The organism is Telluria sp. PB2R4, assembly GCF_059685695.1.
In genome coordinates this window covers 21,163-40,211 of record NZ_JCASIC010000001.1, presented here as the reverse complement: position 1 = coordinate 40,211, position 19,049 = coordinate 21,163, and the positions used below count along the sequence as shown (strand labels likewise).

The 19,049-nt window shown below is 66.6% G+C and carries 21 protein-coding genes; 13 read left to right on the top strand and 8 right to left on the bottom strand.

Going from position 1 to position 19,049, the window contains the following annotated elements:
- Positions 1 to 81: 81 nt before the first annotated feature.
- On the bottom strand, positions 82 to 696 hold the full coding sequence (locus AC56LU_RS00210; RefSeq protein ID WP_497173577.1) for a glutathione S-transferase family protein: 615 nt from the start codon (positions 694 to 696) through the stop codon (positions 82 to 84).
- Between the two features lie 54 nt (positions 697 to 750).
- Positions 751 to 2,319, bottom strand: coding sequence for a glycerol-3-phosphate dehydrogenase (gene glpD / locus AC56LU_RS00205; protein WP_497173576.1), 1,569 nt, complete (start codon positions 2,317 to 2,319; stop codon positions 751 to 753).
- A 121-nt stretch (positions 2,320 to 2,440) separates the two neighbouring features.
- On the opposite strand from glpD, the gene AC56LU_RS00200 reads away from it, so the two are divergent.
- A complete protein-coding gene (locus tag AC56LU_RS00200) occupies positions 2,441 to 3,085 on the top strand; it encodes a phosphohydrolase (protein WP_497173575.1) in 645 nt (214 codons plus the stop codon).
- A gap of 306 nt (positions 3,086 to 3,391) precedes the next feature.
- Here AC56LU_RS00200 and AC56LU_RS00195 read toward each other — a convergent pair whose 3' ends face one another.
- Positions 3,392 to 5,476 carry an ATP-dependent helicase gene (locus AC56LU_RS00195; RefSeq protein WP_497173574.1) on the bottom strand — a complete coding sequence of 695 codons (2,085 nt, stop codon included), beginning with the start codon at positions 5,474 to 5,476 and terminating at the stop codon, positions 3,392 to 3,394.
- A gap of 403 nt (positions 5,477 to 5,879) precedes the next feature.
- Positions 5,880 to 6,113 (bottom strand): hypothetical protein, encoded by a 234-nt coding sequence (locus AC56LU_RS00190; protein ID WP_497173573.1) that lies wholly within the window; start codon positions 6,111 to 6,113, stop codon positions 5,880 to 5,882.
- Between the two features lie 200 nt (positions 6,114 to 6,313).
- Here AC56LU_RS00190 and AC56LU_RS00185 point away from each other — a divergent pair, with 200 nt between their 5' ends.
- From AC56LU_RS00185 to AC56LU_RS00150, 8 genes are all read left to right on the top strand, one after another.
- Positions 6,314 to 6,490 carry a hypothetical protein gene (locus AC56LU_RS00185; protein WP_497173572.1) on the top strand — a complete coding sequence of 59 codons (177 nt, stop codon included), beginning with the start codon at positions 6,314 to 6,316 and terminating at the stop codon, positions 6,488 to 6,490.
- A 51-nt stretch (positions 6,491 to 6,541) separates the two neighbouring features.
- Positions 6,542 to 7,123, top strand: a complete 582-nt coding sequence (locus tag AC56LU_RS00180; RefSeq protein ID WP_497173571.1) for a chromate transporter — start codon at positions 6,542 to 6,544, stop codon at positions 7,121 to 7,123.
- Entirely contained in the window at positions 7,120 to 7,710 is a 591-nt protein-coding gene (locus AC56LU_RS00175) for a chromate transporter (RefSeq protein ID WP_497173570.1), read from the top strand. The genes AC56LU_RS00180 and AC56LU_RS00175 overlap by 4 nt, the downstream gene beginning before the upstream one ends.
- Positions 7,711 to 7,780: 70 nt before the next feature.
- Positions 7,781 to 8,623 (top strand): S-formylglutathione hydrolase, encoded by an 843-nt coding sequence (fghA, locus tag AC56LU_RS00170; protein ID WP_497173569.1) that lies wholly within the window; start codon positions 7,781 to 7,783, stop codon positions 8,621 to 8,623.
- A gap of 129 nt (positions 8,624 to 8,752) precedes the next feature.
- Positions 8,753 to 9,223, top strand: a complete 471-nt coding sequence (locus AC56LU_RS00165) for an Hsp20/alpha crystallin family protein (RefSeq protein ID WP_497173568.1) — start codon at positions 8,753 to 8,755, stop codon at positions 9,221 to 9,223.
- A 154-nt stretch (positions 9,224 to 9,377) separates the two neighbouring features.
- Positions 9,378 to 10,079, top strand: a complete 702-nt coding sequence (locus AC56LU_RS00160) for a phosphoribosyltransferase (RefSeq protein ID WP_497173567.1) — start codon at positions 9,378 to 9,380, stop codon at positions 10,077 to 10,079.
- Entirely contained in the window at positions 10,076 to 10,954 is an 879-nt protein-coding gene (locus AC56LU_RS00155; protein ID WP_497173566.1) for a hypothetical protein, read from the top strand. Before AC56LU_RS00160 ends, AC56LU_RS00155 begins: the two co-directional genes overlap by 4 nt.
- A 27-nt stretch (positions 10,955 to 10,981) precedes the next feature.
- Complete coding sequence (locus AC56LU_RS00150) at positions 10,982 to 12,349, top strand: erythromycin esterase family protein (protein ID WP_497173565.1); 1,368 nt, start codon at positions 10,982 to 10,984, stop codon at positions 12,347 to 12,349.
- A gap of 6 nt (positions 12,350 to 12,355) precedes the next feature.
- Here AC56LU_RS00150 and AC56LU_RS00145 read toward each other — a convergent pair whose 3' ends face one another.
- Positions 12,356 to 14,341, bottom strand: coding sequence for a diguanylate cyclase domain-containing protein (locus tag AC56LU_RS00145; RefSeq protein WP_497173564.1), 1,986 nt, complete (start codon positions 14,339 to 14,341; stop codon positions 12,356 to 12,358).
- Between the two features lie 173 nt (positions 14,342 to 14,514).
- Between AC56LU_RS00145 and AC56LU_RS00140 the strand changes: the two genes are divergently transcribed.
- Together AC56LU_RS00140 and AC56LU_RS00135 are read left to right on the top strand one after the other, a co-directional pair.
- The gene (locus AC56LU_RS00140; RefSeq protein WP_497173563.1) at positions 14,515 to 15,006 is read left to right on the top strand and encodes a (2Fe-2S)-binding protein; all 492 of its coding nucleotides are present in this window, start codon (positions 14,515 to 14,517) and stop codon (positions 15,004 to 15,006) included.
- Entirely contained in the window at positions 15,003 to 17,234 is a 2,232-nt protein-coding gene (locus tag AC56LU_RS00135; protein ID WP_497173562.1) for a xanthine dehydrogenase family protein molybdopterin-binding subunit, read from the top strand. The genes AC56LU_RS00140 and AC56LU_RS00135 overlap by 4 nt, the downstream gene beginning before the upstream one ends.
- Positions 17,235 to 17,270: 36 nt before the next feature.
- Here the strand turns inward: AC56LU_RS00135 and AC56LU_RS00130 are convergent, their stop codons facing one another.
- Both AC56LU_RS00130 and AC56LU_RS00125 read right to left on the bottom strand, forming a co-directional pair.
- Positions 17,271 to 17,594 carry a hypothetical protein gene (locus AC56LU_RS00130; RefSeq protein ID WP_497173561.1) on the bottom strand — a complete coding sequence of 108 codons (324 nt, stop codon included), beginning with the start codon at positions 17,592 to 17,594 and terminating at the stop codon, positions 17,271 to 17,273.
- Positions 17,595 to 17,675: 81 nt separating this feature from the next.
- Positions 17,676 to 17,888 (bottom strand): hypothetical protein, encoded by a 213-nt coding sequence (locus tag AC56LU_RS00125; protein WP_497173560.1) that lies wholly within the window; start codon positions 17,886 to 17,888, stop codon positions 17,676 to 17,678.
- 23 nt (positions 17,889 to 17,911) lie between these two features.
- Between AC56LU_RS00125 and AC56LU_RS00120 the strand changes: the two genes are divergently transcribed.
- Both AC56LU_RS00120 and AC56LU_RS00115 read left to right on the top strand, forming a co-directional pair.
- Positions 17,912 to 18,142, top strand: a complete 231-nt coding sequence (locus tag AC56LU_RS00120; RefSeq protein WP_497173559.1) for a hypothetical protein — start codon at positions 17,912 to 17,914, stop codon at positions 18,140 to 18,142.
- A 223-nt stretch (positions 18,143 to 18,365) separates the two neighbouring features.
- A complete protein-coding gene (locus AC56LU_RS00115; protein WP_497173558.1) occupies positions 18,366 to 18,893 on the top strand; it encodes a hypothetical protein in 528 nt (175 codons plus the stop codon).
- A 6-nt stretch (positions 18,894 to 18,899) separates the two neighbouring features.
- Here the strand turns inward: AC56LU_RS00115 and AC56LU_RS00110 are convergent, their stop codons facing one another.
- Positions 18,900 to 19,046, bottom strand: coding sequence for a hypothetical protein (locus AC56LU_RS00110; protein ID WP_497173557.1), 147 nt, complete (start codon positions 19,044 to 19,046; stop codon positions 18,900 to 18,902).
- Positions 19,047 to 19,049 lie beyond the last annotated feature (3 nt).

Below are 19,049 nucleotides of genomic sequence, written 5' to 3'. Positions count from 1 at the left end.
CCCACCCTACAATTACCGGCTGTTTGTAGGGTGGGCGGGTTTCCCGCCCACGCGTTCAACCATCATCCGAATCGTCGCGTTTCAACCCGCGTAGGAAGCCGCGATCCGGTCGCGCCACGCCTGCAGATGCGGCATCCCTTCCTGCCCTGGGCGAAACTTCAATAAGCCCCGCGCGAACTCGAGCGTGCAAAACGCCGTGATATCGGCAATCGTAAACCGCTCCCCGGCCACATAGGGTTGCCTGGCCAGCTCCCCATCCAGCCAGCGCGCCGTCGTCCGCATCTTGACACCCTGGGCCGCGCCGAAGTCGGGAAACTGCGGCTGTTCCAGCACCGCCAGCCCCGGGTGGCTGTGACGCACGCACAATGCGGTCTCCAGCATCAGGTGCAGTTCCATGCGGCGGTCGGCCATCTCGATGAAGGCGCGTTCGGTGGCATCGACGCCCATCAGGTTCGGTTCCGGATACAGGCCTTCGAGATAGGTGCAGATGGCCCGCGTCTCGCTCAGCGCGCGGCCATCGTCGAGCACCAGTACGGGCACGCGCGCCAGGGGGTTGAGGGCCGTGAACTCCGCCGCGCGGTGGGCGCCCAGGTTCAGGTCGACGTCGACCAGTTCGATTCCTTCGATCGCTTTCGCCGCCATGAACATGGTGACGCGCCGCGGGTTCGGCGCACGGGGGCTGACATACAGGCGCATGGTGATTCCGTTAGTGGACTGGAACGCCCATGATAGCGCGATCTACCGGCCGACTCAGGCCGGTTCGGCCACTGATGCCGTTCCCGCGTCCTGGCGCGCGGCGCGCATCCAGGCATCGACGGCGTCCGCGCAGCCGGGCGCCAGGTGCAGGCCGAGCTTGGTGCGGCGCCACAGCACGTCGGCAGCGCAGCCGGCCCATTCGTGCCGCATCAGGTAACGCAGTTCGGCGGCGTACAGGCCGGGCGCTACCTCCTCTCCCAGCCAGGCCATGCCGCCGGCGCCCGCCAGCAGCGCCTCGACCCGGGTGCCATAGCCGCGCGCCCAGCGCCGCGCCAGCGCCTGCGGCAGCCAGGGGTGGCGCCGCTCGAGCGCGCATACCCAGCGCTCGAATTCGAGCACGCCGCGGCTGTCGAGTGTGCTGCCGAACAGGTCGCCGCCAGGCAGCAGGGCCCCGGCGGTCCAGGCCGGCTGGCGGCGTCCCAGCGCGTCGCCGATCCAGTCCACGGCTTCTTCGGCCAGCCGGCGGTAGGTGGTGATCTTGCCGCCGAAGACAGACAGCAGCGGCGCGCCCGCGCTGTCCTGGCCGAGCAGGTAGTCGCGCGTGGCCGCGCTGGCGCTGGCCGCGTCGTCCTCCAGCAACGGGCGCACGCCCGAATAGCTCCACACGACATCGGCGGGCGTCACCTGGCGCCGGAAGTAGCGGTTGGCGAGCTCGCACAGGTAGGCGGTTTCGCTGCCGCCGATCGCGACCTCGTCCGGGTCCCCCTGGAACTCGACGTCGGTGGTGCCGATCAGGGTGAACGCGCCTTCGTAGGGCATCGCGAACACGATGCGGCCGTCCGGATGCTGGAAGATATAGGCGTACTGGTGGTCGAACAGGCGCGGCACCACGATGTGACTGCCCTTCACCAGGCGCAGGCGGCGCCCGGGAACCTTGCCCGTGGCGGCCGTGGCCACCTGCGCCGCCCATGGGCCGGCGGCATTGACCAGGCAGCGCGTCCGGACGCGCGTGCTGCGCTCGCCCTGCACCAGGGTGGCCATCCAGTACGCCGGGTGGCGTTCGAAGGCGGTGCAGCGGGTATGGGTGAGCACCATGGCGCCGCGCTCGTGCGCGTCGAGCGCATTGAGCAGCACCAGCCGGGCATCGTCGACCCAGCCGTCGGAATACTCGAAACCGCGCGTGAAAACAGGTTTGAGCGGACTGCCGGCCGCGTGCGCGGCCAGTTCGACCGCCCTGGATGCGGGCAGGAAGGCGCGCGGCGCCAGGCGGTCGTACAGGAACAGGCCCGCGCGGATCAGCCAGGCCGGTCTCTGGGTACGATCGTGCGGCATCACGAAGCGCAACGGATGCATGATGTGGGGCGCGCTGCACAGCAGCACTTCGCGCTCGGCCAGCGCCTTGCGCACCAGGCCGAACTCGCGGTGCTCGAGGTAGCGCAGGCCGCCGTGGATCAGCTTGCTCGACGCCGATGAGGTATGGGAGCCGAGGTCATCCTTGTCGCACAGGAGCACGCGCAGGCCGCGGCCGGCCGCATCGCGCGCGATGCCTGCGCCGTTGATGCCCGCGCCGACGACCAGCACGTCGCATTCCAGCGGGTCCAGCCTTGACTTTGCCTCTTCCATGCCGCCTCCTGTGCGTGGGCCGGCCCCACCTGGCCGATCCAGTGTAAGGACTCCGCCGCGCAGCGTCTTTGCACGCATCAATTATGCGAAGAATGGCCCTGCCCGTGTGTAAAATCGCCACATGCACACTCCTTCCAGCGCCGATGTGCGCGCCTGGGTCCGCATGCCGTCGGGAAAACGGCTGGACCTGCTCAACCCGACACCCTTCGACTGGGACGATGCCGACCTGGCGCTGGGCCTGGCGCGTACCTACCGCTGGGGCGGCCATTCGGCCTGGCCGCTGCCGCTCTCCGTCGCCCAGCACTCGCTCACCGTCATGCTGCTGCGCCGTGCGATCACCCCGAGGCCGACGCCGCTGCAGGAACTGCGCGAGCTGCTGCACGACGCCGAGGAAGGCCTGCTCGGCTTCGATGCCATTTCCGTCATCAAGCCCTTCCTGGGTGAAGGCTTCCACGCGCTCACCAGGCGCCTGGAACAAATGGTCTTCCTGCGCTACGGCTTGCCGGCCTGGACCGAGAGGGAGCACCGGCTGCACAAGCAGGCCGACCGCCTCGCCGCGGCAAGCGAAGCGGTGCACGTCACCGGCTGGACCCGGGAAGAAGTCCGGCGCACGCTGAAGATCCGGGCCCCGGTGCTGGAACAGGATCCGCTGGATCCCGTCTTCGGCGGTACCCCATGGGAACCCTGGCCTCCCAGCCTGGCCGCGGAGCGCTTCCTTGCCGAGCTGGAACGGCTCAAGCGCGAGGCCGGCCATGCCGCTCCATAGCTATCCTCAAAAAGATTGACTTGTATCAATCATTTAAGCTAAGCACTTGATTTTACTGAACATTTTCCAATATCCACAAGAACTGTGGATAAAGATGTGGAAAAGCACTACTTGACAAGCCAAAAGGCCAGTCAGAATGCGGGTTTCAACAAATTGCCCATTCCGCAGGCAAAATGAAAGCTCTTAAAAATCAACGACTTGGAAGCACACCGGATTCGTGCAGTGTGGACTGTGCGGTGAACTCCTACAAAAAGTCCCGGCGGGGGATAAGTCGCGCATCGGCGTACAAGCTGCGCTGATCTCCCCTCATTTCCAGGCGTTCCGGGCGCGCTCGCGCACCAGCATGCGCACGCTCTCCGGAACCGGCTTGCGCAACTGCTGGGTGTCGGCACTGAGCCAGGTGGTTTCCTCGAAATGCGCCAGCATGACCGGCGTGATGAAGCGCGTGCGCGCCGCATACACGTGGCGGTCGCCCATTTGCGCCTGCTGCTTGATGAAGAAACGGTTCGGCACGACCAGCTGCAGGTGTTCGCGGGCACGCGTCATCGCCACGTAGAGCAGGCGCCGCTCTTCCTCGATGTCGTCGTTGTTCCCCGTGCTCATGTCGGACGGGATGCAGCCGTCGACCACGTTCAGCACCGTCACCGATGTCCATTCCTGCCCCTTGCTGGAGTGGATGGTCGACAGGATCAGGTAATCCTCGTCGAGCAGGGGCGTGCCGGCGCGGTCGCTGGTCGCTTCGGGCGGATCGAGCGTGATCTCGGCCAGGAAACTTTCGCGCGTGGCGTGCCCGCCCGCCAGTGCGCTGAGTTGCTCGACGTCGGCGGCGCGCACCACGGCGTCATCGAACATGCGCTCAAGGTGCGGCAAGTACCACTGCTTGACCAGCTCGATGTCGGCCGGCCAGCGCAGGTCGGGCGAGCGCAGGCGCCGGTAGAGCGCACTGAACGCCGTCCAGTCGGCGAGGCTCCTGGCGGGCGCGGCGAACGCTTCCACCGCCGCCACCGGATCGGCCGCCTCGCCCACCGCGTCCAGCAGGCGGGTCGCGGTGGCGGGGCCAATGCCCGGGATCAGCTGGGCCACCCGGAAACCGGCCATGCGCCCATTCGGGTTCTGGGCGAAGCGTAACACTGCCAGCACGTCCTTGATGTGGGCGGCCTCGAGGAACTTCAGGCCGCCGAACTTCACGAAAGGAATGTTCCGGCGCATCAGCTCGAGCTCCAGTGCAGCGCTGTGGCTGGCCGCGCGGAACAGCACCGCCTGCGATTTCAAGGTCATGCCGGCTTCGCGGTGCTCCAGGACCCGGTTGCAGACCCAGCGCGCCTGCTCCGCCTCGTCCGGGAGCAGCACCAGCTGCGGCTTGAGGCTGGATGCCTTGTCGGTCCACAGGGTCTTGGCGTGGCGTTCGCGGGCGGCGGCGATGAGGGCGTTGGACGCGTCCAGGATCGGCTGGGTCGAGCGGTAGTTGCGCTCCAGCGTGATAAGCTCGGCAGGCCGGGTGAACTGCTTCGGGAAGTCGAGGATGTTGCGCACCGTCGCACCGCGGAAGGCGTAGATCGACTGGGCGTCGTCGCCGACCACCATCACGCCCTCGCCGCCCGGCTTCATGCCGGTGATGATCGAGGCCTGCAGGCGGTTGGTGTCCTGGTATTCGTCCACCAGCACGTGATCGAACAGGGACCCGATCTCGGCCCCCAGCACCGGGTCGCTCGCCATCTCGGACCAGAACAGCAGCAAGTCGTCGTAGTCGAGCACGTTCTGCTCCTGCTTGGCGTCGACGTAGGCGCCGAACAGGGTTTTCAGCTGCCCTTCCCACTCGTTGCACCAGGGGAAGGTGGACTGCAGCACGCTTTCCAGCGCGTCGCGGCTGTTCACCACCCGCGAATAGATCGACAGGCAGGTGCCCTTCAACGGAAAGCGCTTTTCCGTCGTCGACAGGCCGATCTCGTGGCGCACCATGCCCATCAGGTCTTCGGAATCGCCGCGGTCGTGGATGGTGAAGGATTCGTCCAGGCCGATCCGCCCCGCGTACTCGCGCAGCAGGCGCGCGCCGATCGCGTGGAAGGTGCCGGCCCAGGGCAGCGTGACCGTTCCCTGCGCACCGTTTTTCCCGAGCAGGCGCTGCAGCACGCCACTGGCGCGCTGGCTCATTTCCCCGGCTGCACGCCGCGAAAACGTCAGCAGCAGGATGCGCTGGGGATCGGCGCCGGACTGGATCAGCCGTGCGACCCGGTGCGCCAGCGTATTGGTCTTGCCCGAGCCCGCGCCCGCCACCACCAGCAAGGGCCGCACGACGGCCGCGCCGATGTCATGCTCGACCGCGGCGCGCTGTTCGGTATTCAGGCCGGCGAAGGGATCGTCGGTGGCGGGCGGAGCAAGGACGGCGGACATGGTTCGAAAACGTGGAAATGCCGTACTGTACATTTATCCAGTTATCTTGCGCAAGCTTAAAGAACGGAAAATACAAGCCCCCGCACGATCGAAGACCACACCTCGCATGGCGCCAGGTCATGGATTACATGCGGAATCCGCGCTAAGTCGCTAATACTTAAAAATTTTTCCGGATATCCACAAACTCTGTGAATAACTATGTGGAAAAGCAGGGGCTTGACACGTCGGAGGCGGCCAACCGTGCGGCTTTCAACAATTTGCCTATTGGGAAGGCAACGGCGATAGCCCCGCAAATCAAGGGGTTACGCGACGCTGTCGTGCATGCGGCACGCCGGAGTATAAATATATTTGCGGGACATTTCTGTGCATAAGCCGGGCCTTGCTCGCCCTGGCCTGCGCAATGTCAGGCCACGGCCAGCCCGGGACCGCCGCGCCGCTTGTCCGGGTCGAGCAGCACCCGCGCAATGACGCGTCCGTCGACGGCCCGTGACTTGAGGTATTCGAGAGCGCACAAGGTGCCGGCGACGCGCATCAGGGCGACGCCGTCATCCACGATGTCGCGCTGGTGCAGGTCGCGCCGGGCTTCGGCGTCGGCGCCGTCGGCTGGATTGCTCGAGGAGCTGGTGGAAGGATTCATCGTGCGCCTGGCCTTTCGGGTTAAAGGATGTTCGCGGCTGTTGCGAAGTATGGGGGAAGCGCACGCAATGTCAATATTTGATGCGCATCAAGGCACGCTTCACCTTTTCGGACGTCCGTGCCTGACGCGGCCCAGCGTTGCGCCACCTCGTGAGGTCCCCACCTACAATGGCCGCGACGACCAACCCTAGCGAGGACCCCATGAGCATGCAACCCGAGCCCGACCTGAATCCCGGCGACGAAGCGCAACCCGGCACGCCCGGCGCCGGCGAAGACGTATGTGACGCCTGCGGCGGCAGCGGCAAGCTATCCGATGGCAAGTCCTGCCCCAACTGTGGCGGTAGCGGCAAGGTCATGCGCGGGATCGGCGGCGGCTGAGCGCAAACCCCTGCATGGACAGGGTGGCGCGCGGGCGGCGATAATTCGGGGATGAGTTCCCTCCCCAACGACGATCCGCAGCGGCCCCGTCCAAGCTCGCTCACCGACCTGTTTTCGTCCTTTACCGTCCTTGCCCTGCAAGGCTTCGGCGGCGTGCTGGCGGTCGTGCAGCGTGAAATCGTCGAGCGCAAGCGCTGGCTGACGCACGAGGAATTCATTGAGGATTGGGCCGTGGCGCAGATCATGCCCGGACCGAACGTGGTCAATCTGTCGATCATGATCGGCGCCCGCTGGTTCGGCCTGCCCGGAGCGCTGGCCGCGCTGGCCGGCCTGCTGGTACTGCCCTTGCTGCTGGTGCTGGTGCTGGCCGCCTTCCATGCGCAATATGCCGGCCACTCCGCCGTGGCCGGCGCGTTGCGCGGCATGGCGGCCGTATCGAGCGGCCTGATCGCCGCCGCCGGTCTCAAGCTGACCGGCGCGCTGGCAACGAGCCCGATCCCGCTGCCGTGGTCGGCCGCCATCGCGGCCGCCGCCTTCGTGCTGCTGGCGTGGCTACGCGTGCCGCTGGTCTGGGTCCTCCCTCCCCTCGGCGGACTCGGCTGCGTACTGGCCTGGCGCAGGCTGCGTCCATGACGGCGTTCCAGTTGGCCCCTGGACTGGTCATGGGACCGAGCGACTGGCTCGGCCTGTTCGTGCACTTCCTGATGCTGTCGCTGATGCAGTTCGGCGGCGCCATTTCCGTCACCGCCGACATGCAGCGCTTCCTGGTCGAGGACAAGGGCTGGCTGGCCCAGTCGCAGTTCAGCGATTCGATCGCGCTGGCGCAGGCGGCGCCGGGGCCGAATGTGCTGTTCGTGGCGCTGATGGGCTGGCACCTGGGCACGAACACGGGCAGCCTCGGCGCCGCGTTCGCCGGTGTGGCCGTGACCATGATCGGCATCCTGCTACCCTCGTCCATCCTCAACTACCAGGTCGCGCAATGGGGACACCGCAACCGCGAACTGCGCGCGGTACGCGCCTTCCGCCTCGGCATGGCGCCGATCGTGATCGGGATGCTGCTGGCCACCAGCTGGCTGCTGGCCAGCGCCGGGCACGGGCAAAGCAGTTGGCCGATCTGGGTGCTGGCGGCGGTGAGCTGCCTGGTGATCTGGCGCACCCGCCTGCACCTCCTGTGGATGCTCGGCGCCGGCGCCCTGCTGGGCGCGCTCGGATTCGTCTGACTGGCACGCCTTGGCATACGGTGGCGCCGCAGGGCATACTTGCGGCATCGACCACTCATCCCGCGAAACCATGCTCGAGCTCCTCAGCGAACACGCCTGCTTCGGCGGCGTCCAGCGCTTCTATCGTTTCGATTCAACGGCGATCGGCCTGCCGATGCGCTTTTCCGTGTACCTGCCACCCGGCGCCGAAGACCGGCGCCTGCCCGTGCTCTTCTACCTGGCCGGCCTGACCTGCACCGAAGAGACCTTCATGATCAAGGCCGGCGCCCAGCGCGTCGCGGCGCAGGAAGGCCTGATCCTGGTCACGCCCGACACCAGCCCGCGCGGCGCCGGCGTGGCGGGCGAGGCCGACAGCTGGGATTTCGGCGTGGGCGCGGGCTTCTATGTCGATGCGACCGAGCCGCAGTGGTCGCGCCATTACCGCATGTACAGCCACATCCTGGAACTGCGCGAACTAGTGCTGGCCCAGCTGCCGGCCGATCCGGCGCGGATCGGCATCTTCGGACACTCGATGGGCGGACATGGCGCCTTGATGATGGCCCTGCGCAATCCGGATCTGTTCCGTTCGGTATCGGCGTTCGCGCCGATCGCCGCGCCGATGCGCTGCCCCTGGGGCCGGAAGGCCTTCCAGGGCTACCTCGGCCCGGACCAGGCCGCCTGGCGCCAGTACGACGCCACCGAACTCATGGCCGCCATGGACGCGGCGCCCTTCCCGGGCGGGATCCTGATCGACCAGGGCCTGGCGGATAAATTCCTGGCCGAGCAGCTGTATCCGGAGGCCATCGAGCAAGCCTGCGCGCGCGTCGGCCAGCCGCTGACCCTGCGCCGCCATGCCGGCTACGACCACGGCTACTACTTCATCTCGAGCTTCGTGGAAGATCACTTGCGTTTCCACCGGCGCCTGCTCGGCTGACCGCGCTCGCATGGCGGGAGCGGCAGCGCTGAAATGCGCTGCCCTGCTCGCTTGAAAACTCCCCGCCTCCGTCCTATAAATACATTGCCGGCACCCGCCGGCAATGTCGCTTTTTCCATGGAGGCCATCATGAATCTCATCAGGAGAGGCAAGCCCGCGCTTCCGGCCTACCGTCCGGGATCCGTCGAAGACCAGTTCGGACGCATGGTCGAGAGCATGTTCCAGGACTTCTTCAGTCCGCTCGCACAGGGTGGGCAATGGGCTGGCGAAGACGTCATGGCGCCGCGCCTGGACGTCACCGAAACCGACAAGTCCTACGAAATCCAGGCCGATCTCCCCGGCGTGAACAAGGACGACGTCAAGGTGTCGGTGGATGGCCAGCGCATCACCATCGAGGCGGAATGCCACTCGGCAAACGAGCGCCGGGACGGTGAAACCGTGGTGTATGCTGAACGCACCGCACGCAGGTTCATGCGCAGCTTTACCTTGCCCACCGAGGTCGACGACGGATCGGCACAGGCACGGCTCGAGAACGGCGTACTGCAGCTGAGCCTGCCGAAAAAGCAGGGCACTGAAGCACGCCGCCTGACCATCCAGTAAGCGCCTGCCCGGCTCGATGCAGGTGCAGCGCTCCCCTTGGTCCGCGTACCGCGTTGCGGCGCCCTGCCGCGGCGCGGCGCGGCCGCTGTACCGTTTCGCTTGTTTCGTTTTTGCTTGCCGTTTCACGTTCGCAGTTTTTGCTGGATCCCGTTCCATGCGCTTCACCATGCCGGACACCGAAGGCTACAAGGACCGCACCCACGCCGGCCGGCAGCTGGCGCGCAGGCTGCACCACTATGCCGGCCAGCCTGGGCTCATCGTCCTGGGCCTGCCGCGCGGCGGTGTGCCGGTGGCCTTCGAAGTGGCCCGGGCCCTCGGCGCGGAACTCGACGTCCTGCTTGTGCGCAAGCTGGGCATGCCCTTTCACGAGGAATACGCGATGGGCGCGATCGGCAGCGGCGGCGTGTGCGTTCTGCAGCCGGGCGTGCCAGGCCTGATGGGCGTAACGCAGGAGCAGGTGGAACAGGTGGCGGCGCGCGAACTGGCCGAGCTCGAACGGCGCGACCGTCTCTACCGGGGCGCACGCCCGCCGCCGCGGCTCGCAGGACGTTGCGTCATCCTGGTCGATGACGGCATCGCGACCGGCGCCAGCATGCTGGCCGCGGTCCAGGTCGTACGCAAGCAGCGGGTGGCGCGGCTGGTCGTGGCCGCGCCGGTGGGCGCGCCCGACACCGTCGGCCTCCTCGCCACGCAAGCGGACGAAGTCGTCTGCCCGCTCGCCCCGCCCCGCTTTCATGCGGTGGGGCAGTACTACCGCGCGTTCGGGCAGACGGAAGACGAAGAAGTGCAGGACCTGCTGGCCCAGGCATGGAACGAACAGCAGGGCAACCAGAACAACAGAAAGGAGCAAATATGAAACCGATTCCAACCGAGACCGGAACCGATGTGGGCAATGTGGGGAGATGGCTGGGCGCGGCGGCGGCCGGAGCGCTGCTGATGTACCTGCTCGATCCCGAACGCGGCCACGCGCGCCGTGCGCGCGCAGCGTCCGCGCTGCGCACTGCCGGCGTCCGCACCGGGGCGACGGTCGACCATGCCCTGCACAACGCCGGTGACCGGCTGGTCGGACTCAAGGACAGCGCGGCCAGCGCCCTGTCGCGCGGCGCCGATCGCCTGCAGGCACAGGCCGCGCCGATGCTCGAACGCGCCCGCCACGGCGCCCAGGAGGCAACCCGGCACCTCGAGCACAGCGCCGAGCGCGCCCGCGCCGAGGCGAGCGAGGCCGCAAGGGAACGTGCAAGGAAGAACAGCTGGGAAGGCGCCGACGCCCGCAAGGACGACACCGGGACCGGGCGCTCGCTGGCACGCCATGACAGCTACGAGCGCGATTACGAGACTGGCCGCCGGTATGGCGCCGACAGCGAGCGCGGCGGCCTGGCAGGCTGGTTGCGCGGCCTCGGCGGCGGCATGGACCGTGGCGATGCGGGCGCGGCGCATCCGGCCCTGCTGGGCGGCAGCGTGCTGGGGCTGCTCAGCCTGATGCGCCGCTCGCCCGGCGGCCTGCTGGTCGGCCTCGCCGGCCTGGCGCTGCTGATGGGGATGTCGCGCGACAAGACCTACCGCATCAGTGACAACCTCCCCGACAAGCTGCCAGCCAACATCGGGGACACGCACGACAACATGCGCACCGCCATGGGCGGCAGCGCGTCGCGCTCCAGTGACGGCGACGGGCGCGGCCAGGCGCCGCTGGCTTCCCAGGGCGAGCAGGCCGGAAACCGCTACCTGCACTGACCGAGCTGGTCTGATCGTCCGCATACCATGGCGACCATCACCGACCATGAAACCAGCGTGCTGCGTGCGGCGGCGCGTCCGCTCACCGGCAGCGCGTCCGACTACGACCCGCTGCTCGATCTGGTCGGCGATGCGCGCTTCGTGCTGCTCGGCGAAGCCACCCACGGCAGCGCCGAGTTCTATGACGAGCGAGCGCGCATCACCCAACGCCTGATCGAGGAAAAAGGCTTCGCGGCCGTCGCCGTCGAAGCCGACTGGCCCGATGCCTGGCGCGTCAACCGCTACGTGCGCGGCGAAGGCGGCGACCGTGACGGCCGCGCCGCCTTGTCCGGCTTCGAGCGCTTTCCGGCCTGGATGTGGCGTAACGCCTCGGTGCTGAACTTTGTCGAATGGCTCCGCAAGCGCAACGACGCCGCCGCCCGGCAAGGGAACGGCGCCAAGGCGGGTTTCTACGGGCTCGACCTGTACAGCCTGTTCACCTCGATCCAGGAAGTGCTGCGCTACCTGGACGAGGTCGATCCGGTCGCCGCCGAAGCGACGCGCCGCCGCTACGCCTGCTTCGACCACTACGGCGAGGACAGCCAGCATTACGGCTACGCCACCGGGGTCGGCCTGTCCGAGTCGTGCCAGCAAGGAGCGATCGCGGCCCTGCAGGAGCTGCAGCAGCGCGCCTTCGACTACATGCAGGCCGGCGGCGACGCGGGTGGACCGAACTGCAGCCCCGAGGACGCGTTCTTCCATGCGCAGCAGAACGCCCGCCTGGTGAAGAACGCCGAGGAGTACTACCGCACGATGTTCCGCGGCCGTATCTCGTCCTGGAACCTGCGCGACAGCCACATGGCCGACACCCTCGATGCGCTCGCGCGCCACCTCTCGACCGACGGCAAGCCGGCCAGGATCGTCGTGTGGGAGCACAATTCGCACATCGGCGATGCGCGCGCCACCGAGATCGGCCGCCAGGGCGAGTGGAACGTGGGCGAACTGGCGCGCAAGGCCTATGGCCTGCAGGCCTGCCTGATCGGTTTCACCACCTACGACGGCCGGGTGACGGCGGCATCGGAATGGGACGGCCCGGCCCTGCACAAGCACGTGCGTCCCGGCATGCCCGGGAGCTACGAGCACCTGTTGCACAGCGTCGGCATGGAGCGCTTCTTCCTGCCGCTGCGCGATCCCGGCGCCGCGCGCGACGTGCTGATGCAAGAGCGGCTGGAGCGGGCCATCGGCGTGCTCTACCTGCCGCGTACCGAACGCCAGAGCCACTATTTCCTGGCCCAGCTGCCGCGCCAGTTCGACGCGGTGATCCACATCGACCGCACCAGCGCGGTCACGCCGCTCGATCCGACGAGCGGCTGGCATTCGGACGAGCCGCCCGAGACCTATCCGCAGGGCCTGTAGCCGCCATTACACCTCGAAGAACGCGTAGCCGTTCCTGCCCTTCCCCTTGGCCGCATACAACGCGCTGTCGGCCGCCGCCAGCAGGCCTTCCTGCTGCTGGCGCGGCTGCGACAGTGCCAAGCCGACGCTGGTCGACACCGCCACCTCCCCGGCGCTGGTGCGGAACGGCACCCGCATGCCCTCCACGATCTTGGCCGCCATGCGCTCTGCCTCCGCGCGGCCACCGATTTCCTCGAGGATGACCACGAACTCGTCGCCAGAGAGCCGCGCCGGCGTGTCGGTGGCGCGCACGCCCGCGCTCAGGCGGCGCGCGAATTCCCTCAGGACTTCGTCGCCGACACCATGGCCATGGGTATCGTTGATCTTCTTGAAGTGGTCGATGTCGAGGTAGGCCAGCGCCAGCGGCCGGCCGCTGCGGCGCGCGCGGTCCAGCGCATGGTGCAGGGTCTCGCCAAACATGCGGCGGTTGGCGATGCCGGTCAGGGTGTCGACGCGCGCCAGCAGCAGCAACTGCTCTTCGACTTCCTTTACGTGGGTCATGTCGTGCACCAGCGAATAGACTCCCGCCACACTGCCGTCGGGCTGGTGGTCGGGAATATAGGTGGCCTGCAGGATACGCGGGTCGCCGCGCACCGGAATGCGCACTTCGTGGGTCACGGTCTGGCCGCCGAATGCCTGTTCGAGATGCGGCGAGATGTCCGCCTCGGTCTCCGCACCCAGCAGTTTCGCCACCGGCATGCCGACCAGCTTCTCGGGGGTGATCCCGAACCACTTTTCATAGGTGGCGTTGCCGAAGCGGAAGCAGTGCTCGCGGTCGATGTAGGAGATCAGTACTGGCAGGTTGTCGGTGATCAGGCGCAGGTGCTTCTCGCTGGCGGCGCGGGCGTGCTCGGCCCGTTCGCGCTCGGCCATCAGCGCATGGAAGGCGCGTCCCAGCTCGCCGATTTCGTCCCTGCGTCCGTCGCGCAGCACGTCGATGCCGGCCCCGTCCTCGCGGATCGCCGCGACGTTGTCGCGCAAGTCCTGCAACGGCGCCAGCAGCCGGAATATCAGCACCCAGGCCAGCAGACCCGCCGCCAGCGCCAGCCCGCCGGCGCTGAAGAAGGCGTTATGGCGCATGGCATCCATCGGTGCGAAGGCTTCCGCGCTCGGGTAGCGCGCCGCCATGATCCAGTCGGTGGTGCGCAGGCGCTTGTAGGCATAGATCGACTCGCTGCCATCCTTGCCGTGCGCTTCCAGCCAGCCTTCGAAACCGGCCAGGGCCCGTTCGGTGCCCAGGTTGACGCCGGGGACGCTGCCGACGTGCTGGAACAGGCGCGACTGGTCGGGATGGTCGATGACCACGCCATCGGCGGTCATCAGGAACAGGTAGCCCGTCTTGCCCGGCTTGAGGGTGCTGATCTGGCGCAGGAAGCCGGAACGGCGCAGGTCGACGCTGCCGGTCAGCACCGCCGCCACCTGCCCCGATGCGTCCAGCACCGGCGCGCTGAATACCACGATATGGTTGCCGCTGAGGCGGCTGCGGAAAGGCCGCGAAATCACGCCCTTGCGCGTTTCGAGCGCGCGCTCGAAGTAATCGGTGCCGCGCGCGTTGAGCGAAGCCGGGGCGGGCAGGTCGCGCAGCGACAGGCGCATCTCGCCCTCGGCATCGAAGACGATCAGGTTCAGGTATTCGTCGACGCCCCAGAGGCGGGCCTGGTCGGCCAGGAGGGGCCGCAGCCGGGCCCAGTCGGAGCGCATGTCCGGCGGGATGCCTGCGGCAAGCGCCTGTACCTGCCCGAGCCGCGTGGCCAGGCGGTCGTCCATGAACGAGGCGGCGCCCGACAGCAAGGTGAACTGCTGGTCGCCGATCACGGCCTTCATCCCGCGTTCAGTAACCGACAGGGTCGACAGCGTCACCAGCAAGGTGGCGGCGAACACGAGCACGGCAGCCACGGAGGCCAGCCGCAACTTCAGGTTCGCAGATGTCAGGCGTGTGCCTGGGTTGCTCATGAATGGTGACGACACTGATCAGCAGGATGACAAAGTATTACATAGTACGGCTCTCCACATCGTCTCGTTCCTTAAAGAAATCGTCAATATTGTTGAGAGCGCTTGATTCGATTAGCATGTCAAGCTGCCGCTCCAGTCCCTTCCCGCTTTTTTACGCTTTCGACGAGGTCTCAATGAGTCAATACACGCTGCACATCAACGGCAAGGCACAGTCCGTGGACGTGGAACCCGACACGCCGCTGTTGTGGGCCCTGCGCGACACCCTCGGCCTCGTCGGCACCAAATACGGCTGCGGTTTGGGCCAGTGCGGCGCCTGCACCGTGCACATCGACGGCGTCCCGGCGCGCGCCTGCCTGACGCCGGTCGCCAGCCTGGGCAAGCAGAAGATCACCACCATCGAGGGACTCGACCCGAAGGCCCGGCACCCGCTGCAGCTGGCCTGGCAGGAACTCGACGTGCCGCAGTGCGGCTACTGCCAGTCCGGCCAGATCATGAGCGCCTGCCACCTGCTCAAGCAGCACCCGAAGCCGACCGACGCGCAGATCGACGAAGCGATGGCGGGCAATCTGTGCCGCTGCGCCACCTACACCCGCATCCGCGCCGGCATCCACCGCGCCGCCGCGATCGCCGCCACCCCTGCAGCCAATGGAAAGGGCAAGAAATGAACGACCTGCACTCACCATCGCGCCGCGGCTTCCTGCGCACCAGCGCCGTGGGTGGCGCCTTCATGCTCGGCATGTCGGCCACTGGCGCCCTGGCCGCCACTGCCGGCGCATCGAGCACGCCGGACTTCACGCCGAACGCCTTCATCCGCATCGGCCGCGACGGCCGCGTGACCCTGATCTCGAAGCAGCCCGAAATCGGCCAGGGCATCAAGACCTCGCTGCCGATGGTGATCGCCGAGCAGCTCGAGGTGGCGTGGAAAGACGTGCGCATCGTCCAGGGCGACCTCGACACCCCGCTGTATGGCCCGCAAGGCGCGGGCGGATCGACCTCGACCCCGAACAACTACGAGAACTTCCACCGCCTCGGCGCCGCGGCGCGCATGATGCTGGTGCAGGCCGCGGCCGACACCTGGGGCGTGCAGGTAGCCGAGTGCGCGGCAGCCAATGGCGCAGTCAGCCACGGGCCGAGCAAGCGCCGCCTCGGCTACGGCGCACTGGTGGGAGCCGCATCGAAGCTGCCGGTGCCAGACGCCAAGGCCGTGGTGCTGAAAGACCCGTCCACCTACAAGCTGCTGGGCACCCGCGTCGGGGGCGTGGACAACGCGGCCATCGTCAGTGGCCAGCCGCTGTTCGGCATCGACGTGCGCCTGCCCGGGATGCTGTACGCGGTGTATGCGAAATGCCCGGTATTCGGCGGCAAGCCGCTCAGCGCCAACCTCGATGCCATCAAGGCCATGCCGGGCGTGAAGGATGCCTTCATCGTCGAAGGTACCGGCAATCTGAACGGCTTGCGTCCGGGCGTGGCGATCGTCGCCACCTCGACCTGGAATGCCCTGCGCGCCCGCCGCGAGCTGCAGGTGGTGTGGGACGAAGGCGAAGGCGCGAACCACAGCTGGGCCGACTTCACGGCGCAGGCGCAGGCGGCCTCGAAGAAGGCCGGCGGCGCCACAGTGCGCAAGGACGGCAACGTGCCGGGAGCGCTCGGCAAGGCCGCCAAGGTAGTGGAAGCCGCCTACAGCTACCCCTTCATCTCGCACGCCAGCATGGAGCCGCAGAACTGCACGGCCTGGCTCAAGGAAGACGGCGCGCTGGAACTGTGGGCGCCGACCCAGAACCCGGGCTCGGGCCAGGCGCTGGTCACCTCCACCTTCGGCATCCCGAAGGAGAAAATCCAGCTCCACATCATCCGCAGCGGCGGCGGCTTCGGCCGGCGCCTGAGCTCGGACTTCATCGTCGAGGCCACCGCCATCGCGAAGAAGGTCGCGGCGCCGGTCAAGCTGACCTGGACCCGCGAAGACGACCTGCAGCACGACCACTTCCGCCCGGGCGGCTTCCACTTCCTGCGCGGTGGCGTCGATGCGGCCGGCAAGGCAGTCGCCTGGCACAACCACTTCGTGACCTTCGCCAACCGCGTCGAACGCGAGGGCAAGAGCGTGCTGCAGCCGGGCAGCGGCGGCAACCTGTCTGCCGACGAGTTCCCCGGCCGCTGGCTGGAGAACTGCCTGTTCGAGCAGACCATGCTGGAAACCCGCGTGCCGATGGGCCCGTGGCGCGCGCCCGGCAGCTGCGTGTTCTCCTGGGTGCTGCACAGCTTCATCGACGAACTGGCGCATGCCGGCGGACGCGACCCACTGGAGTTCCGCCTCGAACTGCTGGGCAACAAGGACCTGGTGGCCGCCAGCTTCGAACGCGGCCAGCCCTACGACGTCAAGCGCATGCGTAACGTGCTGGTCGAAGTGGCGCAGCGCGCCGGCTGGGGCAACAAGACTTTCCCGCGCGGCCAGGGCCAGGGCATCGCTTTCCACTTCAGCCACCGTGGCTACGTGGCGCAGGTGGCCGAGGTGACGGTGACGCGCGAGGGCAAGCTGAAGGTGGACCGGGTGGTGGTGGCGGCCGACGTCGGCGCGCAGATCGTCAACCTGTCAGGCGCCGAGAACCAGGTGGAAGGCTCGGTCATCGACGGCCTGTCGACCATGATGTTCCCGGAGTTGAACCTCGAGAAGGGCCGCATCGTGCAGAGCAACTTCCACGACTATCCGCTGCTGCGCATGCCGGACACGCCCACCAGGATCGAGACGCATTTCATCAAGACAGCCAATCCGGTGACCGGCCTCGGCGAACCCGCCCTGCCGCCGCTGGCGCCGGCCGTGTGCAATGCGATCTTTGCCGCGACGGGCAAGCGCGTGCGTCAGCTGCCGCTGAGCAAGACTGACCTCAGCTGGAGCTGATCTGGACGGCGGGCGGCTCAGGCCGCCCGTTTCATTTCAATGGCGATGCGCGGGATCGTTATCCTTGGCGCCGTGGTAGTCGAGAATCGATGCGGCGTATTCGAGCCGCGTTTCGTCGGCGGTAATGGTGAGGACGCACTTGCCGATCTCCAGCCCCGGCGCGTACACATCCTTGTAGTCGGTACCGCCTTTTACGCCAGGCGAATCGCCCACCGTGAAATTGGCTTCGGAAGGACCGGCTTCGTCGCCGGTATGGCTGATGTCGATCCCGTTTCGGTCGAAGCCGGCATCCAGCAGGGCCTGGCGTGCCCGCTCGGCATCCTCGAAGTTGTCGATCACGCGTACGATCTGCTTGTTCATGGGGCCTCCCATCGATCCTGTTGAAGCCACCGTAACAGAAATGCGCCGGGGCCGGCGCTCGCGGGGCTGACGGACCAGCCTTTATCGATGTGGATCCAGTTCCGGATACTGCTTCAGTATCGGTCGGTAAAGGTTTTCATCAAAAGCTGCCATCAAATTACCAATGTGCCGCCTCATGACGAGTCGCTCCGCCTCAGGGCTAACGCCCTCCACCATATCGGCAATCACGTTCAGTTGAGCCGTCAATCTGACGATCTCCTGCATGAGATCAGCAGCAGCGTCCTTTTCCATCATTATCGTGTCAATGCATAAAAGGCATGGCAAATCGTTCCGATGACAAAATAAATTGCTATGTAGCCCGACCACATCATGAACCGACCTTCCCAGCTGCCTTCCTTGCTGAGCTTCGTGTAGTACGTCCATGCATTCCCATGCTCATACGCTTTTCTTTTTCGATGCCTGTAATCGATGATCTGGTTTGGGATTCCAAGAAAAATGATCAGGATAAGAGCGATGATTTTTATGGTAAGCAATTTGCATCCTTGTAGCCGGCAAGCACGCTTGATACAGTGTTGAACTGTATCGCTTTCATGGGACGACGCCTCCTGTTAGTCGGCCTTACATCATACAAAGAAAATTTCGTGGAATGTACTCGCTTTCTCACCAAGGAATCCCTGGCGAGACAAAGCGAGCATTTTGACAGTCAAGTCAGCTGCTAACATGCGTCATTCAGTCGACAGGATGAAACCAGTGAGCACACAATGTTCGAGCATGGGTTCGGTAAAATCTGCCGCCGCTGCGCTGCTGCTCGGTATGTTGGTGAGCCCGATCAGCCATGCGTGCTATGCCCCTCCAAGCGAGCAAGTCGTCACGCCGGACCAACTGCTAGCAATGGCCACCGATGTCGCCGTCGCCAAGGTGGTCCGCGCAAGGCCCTCCCCGGTCCCCGCGTCCGGCGGACGTCCGGCTGTGGAGTACGAGTTCGAAGTCCAGCAGCGCATCCTGGGCCCTGATGAGCAGCGTTTTATTCTCATTGGCGCCGAAGGCCAAACCCGGCCCGGACCGGCATCGGGTGACCATAGCGATCGGGAGTTCTGGCAGCGCGGCGGGGGCCGCCTGTACAACGATTCGGATTGCGTCCTGCGGCCCAACTTCGTCGTCGGCGAACACTATCTGGTTTTCCGCAACAAGCCTGCAACCTGGCGCAGCTTCGAGCACATCGAGACCGTGCGCGGCCGGCCCAATCCAGATGACAAGTGGCTGTCGTTCGTGGAAAAGAAGCTCGGTAGCGCGCGCTAGCTGTCATTAGAGCGTTTGGCGACGCACAGGCAAGGCGGTGTCGTAGGTTCCACCGTCCGTCCTACCCTGCGTCAGCGCAGCAAGGGACGGCGGCGCCACCTCGCCGAACAGGGCTTCGAGCGCGGCGAGGTCGGTGATCAGGTGCTCCGGCATGTG

Excerpts from the sequence above, each read along its gene's own strand:
- AC56LU_RS00210 (WP_497173577.1), bottom strand. The coding sequence starts at position 696 with ATGCGCCTGTATGTCAGCCCCCGTGCGCCGAACCCGCGGCGCGTCACC.
- glpD (WP_497173576.1), bottom strand. The coding sequence starts at position 2,319 with ATGGAAGAGGCAAAGTCAAGGCTGGACCCGCTGGAATGCGACGTGCTG.
- AC56LU_RS00200 (WP_497173575.1), top strand. The coding sequence starts at position 2,441 with ATGCACACTCCTTCCAGCGCCGATGTGCGCGCCTGGGTCCGCATGCCG.
- AC56LU_RS00195 (WP_497173574.1), bottom strand. The coding sequence starts at position 5,476 with ATGTCCGCCGTCCTTGCTCCGCCCGCCACCGACGATCCCTTCGCCGGC.
- AC56LU_RS00190 (WP_497173573.1), bottom strand. The coding sequence starts at position 6,113 with ATGAATCCTTCCACCAGCTCCTCGAGCAATCCAGCCGACGGCGCCGAC.
- AC56LU_RS00185 (WP_497173572.1), top strand. The coding sequence starts at position 6,314 with ATGAGCATGCAACCCGAGCCCGACCTGAATCCCGGCGACGAAGCGCAA.
- AC56LU_RS00180 (WP_497173571.1), top strand. The coding sequence starts at position 6,542 with ATGAGTTCCCTCCCCAACGACGATCCGCAGCGGCCCCGTCCAAGCTCG.
- AC56LU_RS00175 (WP_497173570.1), top strand. The coding sequence starts at position 7,120 with ATGACGGCGTTCCAGTTGGCCCCTGGACTGGTCATGGGACCGAGCGAC.
- fghA (WP_497173569.1), top strand. The coding sequence starts at position 7,781 with ATGCTCGAGCTCCTCAGCGAACACGCCTGCTTCGGCGGCGTCCAGCGC.
- AC56LU_RS00165 (WP_497173568.1), top strand. The coding sequence starts at position 8,753 with ATGAATCTCATCAGGAGAGGCAAGCCCGCGCTTCCGGCCTACCGTCCG.
- AC56LU_RS00160 (WP_497173567.1), top strand. The coding sequence starts at position 9,378 with ATGCGCTTCACCATGCCGGACACCGAAGGCTACAAGGACCGCACCCAC.
- AC56LU_RS00155 (WP_497173566.1), top strand. The coding sequence starts at position 10,076 with ATGAAACCGATTCCAACCGAGACCGGAACCGATGTGGGCAATGTGGGG.
- AC56LU_RS00150 (WP_497173565.1), top strand. The coding sequence starts at position 10,982 with ATGGCGACCATCACCGACCATGAAACCAGCGTGCTGCGTGCGGCGGCG.
- AC56LU_RS00145 (WP_497173564.1), bottom strand. The coding sequence starts at position 14,341 with ATGAGCAACCCAGGCACACGCCTGACATCTGCGAACCTGAAGTTGCGG.
- AC56LU_RS00140 (WP_497173563.1), top strand. The coding sequence starts at position 14,515 with ATGAGTCAATACACGCTGCACATCAACGGCAAGGCACAGTCCGTGGAC.
- AC56LU_RS00135 (WP_497173562.1), top strand. The coding sequence starts at position 15,003 with ATGAACGACCTGCACTCACCATCGCGCCGCGGCTTCCTGCGCACCAGC.
- AC56LU_RS00130 (WP_497173561.1), bottom strand. The coding sequence starts at position 17,594 with ATGAACAAGCAGATCGTACGCGTGATCGACAACTTCGAGGATGCCGAG.
- AC56LU_RS00125 (WP_497173560.1), bottom strand. The coding sequence starts at position 17,888 with ATGATGGAAAAGGACGCTGCTGCTGATCTCATGCAGGAGATCGTCAGA.
- AC56LU_RS00120 (WP_497173559.1), top strand. The coding sequence starts at position 17,912 with ATGGCAAATCGTTCCGATGACAAAATAAATTGCTATGTAGCCCGACCA.
- AC56LU_RS00115 (WP_497173558.1), top strand. The coding sequence starts at position 18,366 with ATGGGTTCGGTAAAATCTGCCGCCGCTGCGCTGCTGCTCGGTATGTTG.
- AC56LU_RS00110 (WP_497173557.1), bottom strand. The coding sequence starts at position 19,046 with ATGCCGGAGCACCTGATCACCGACCTCGCCGCGCTCGAAGCCCTGTTC.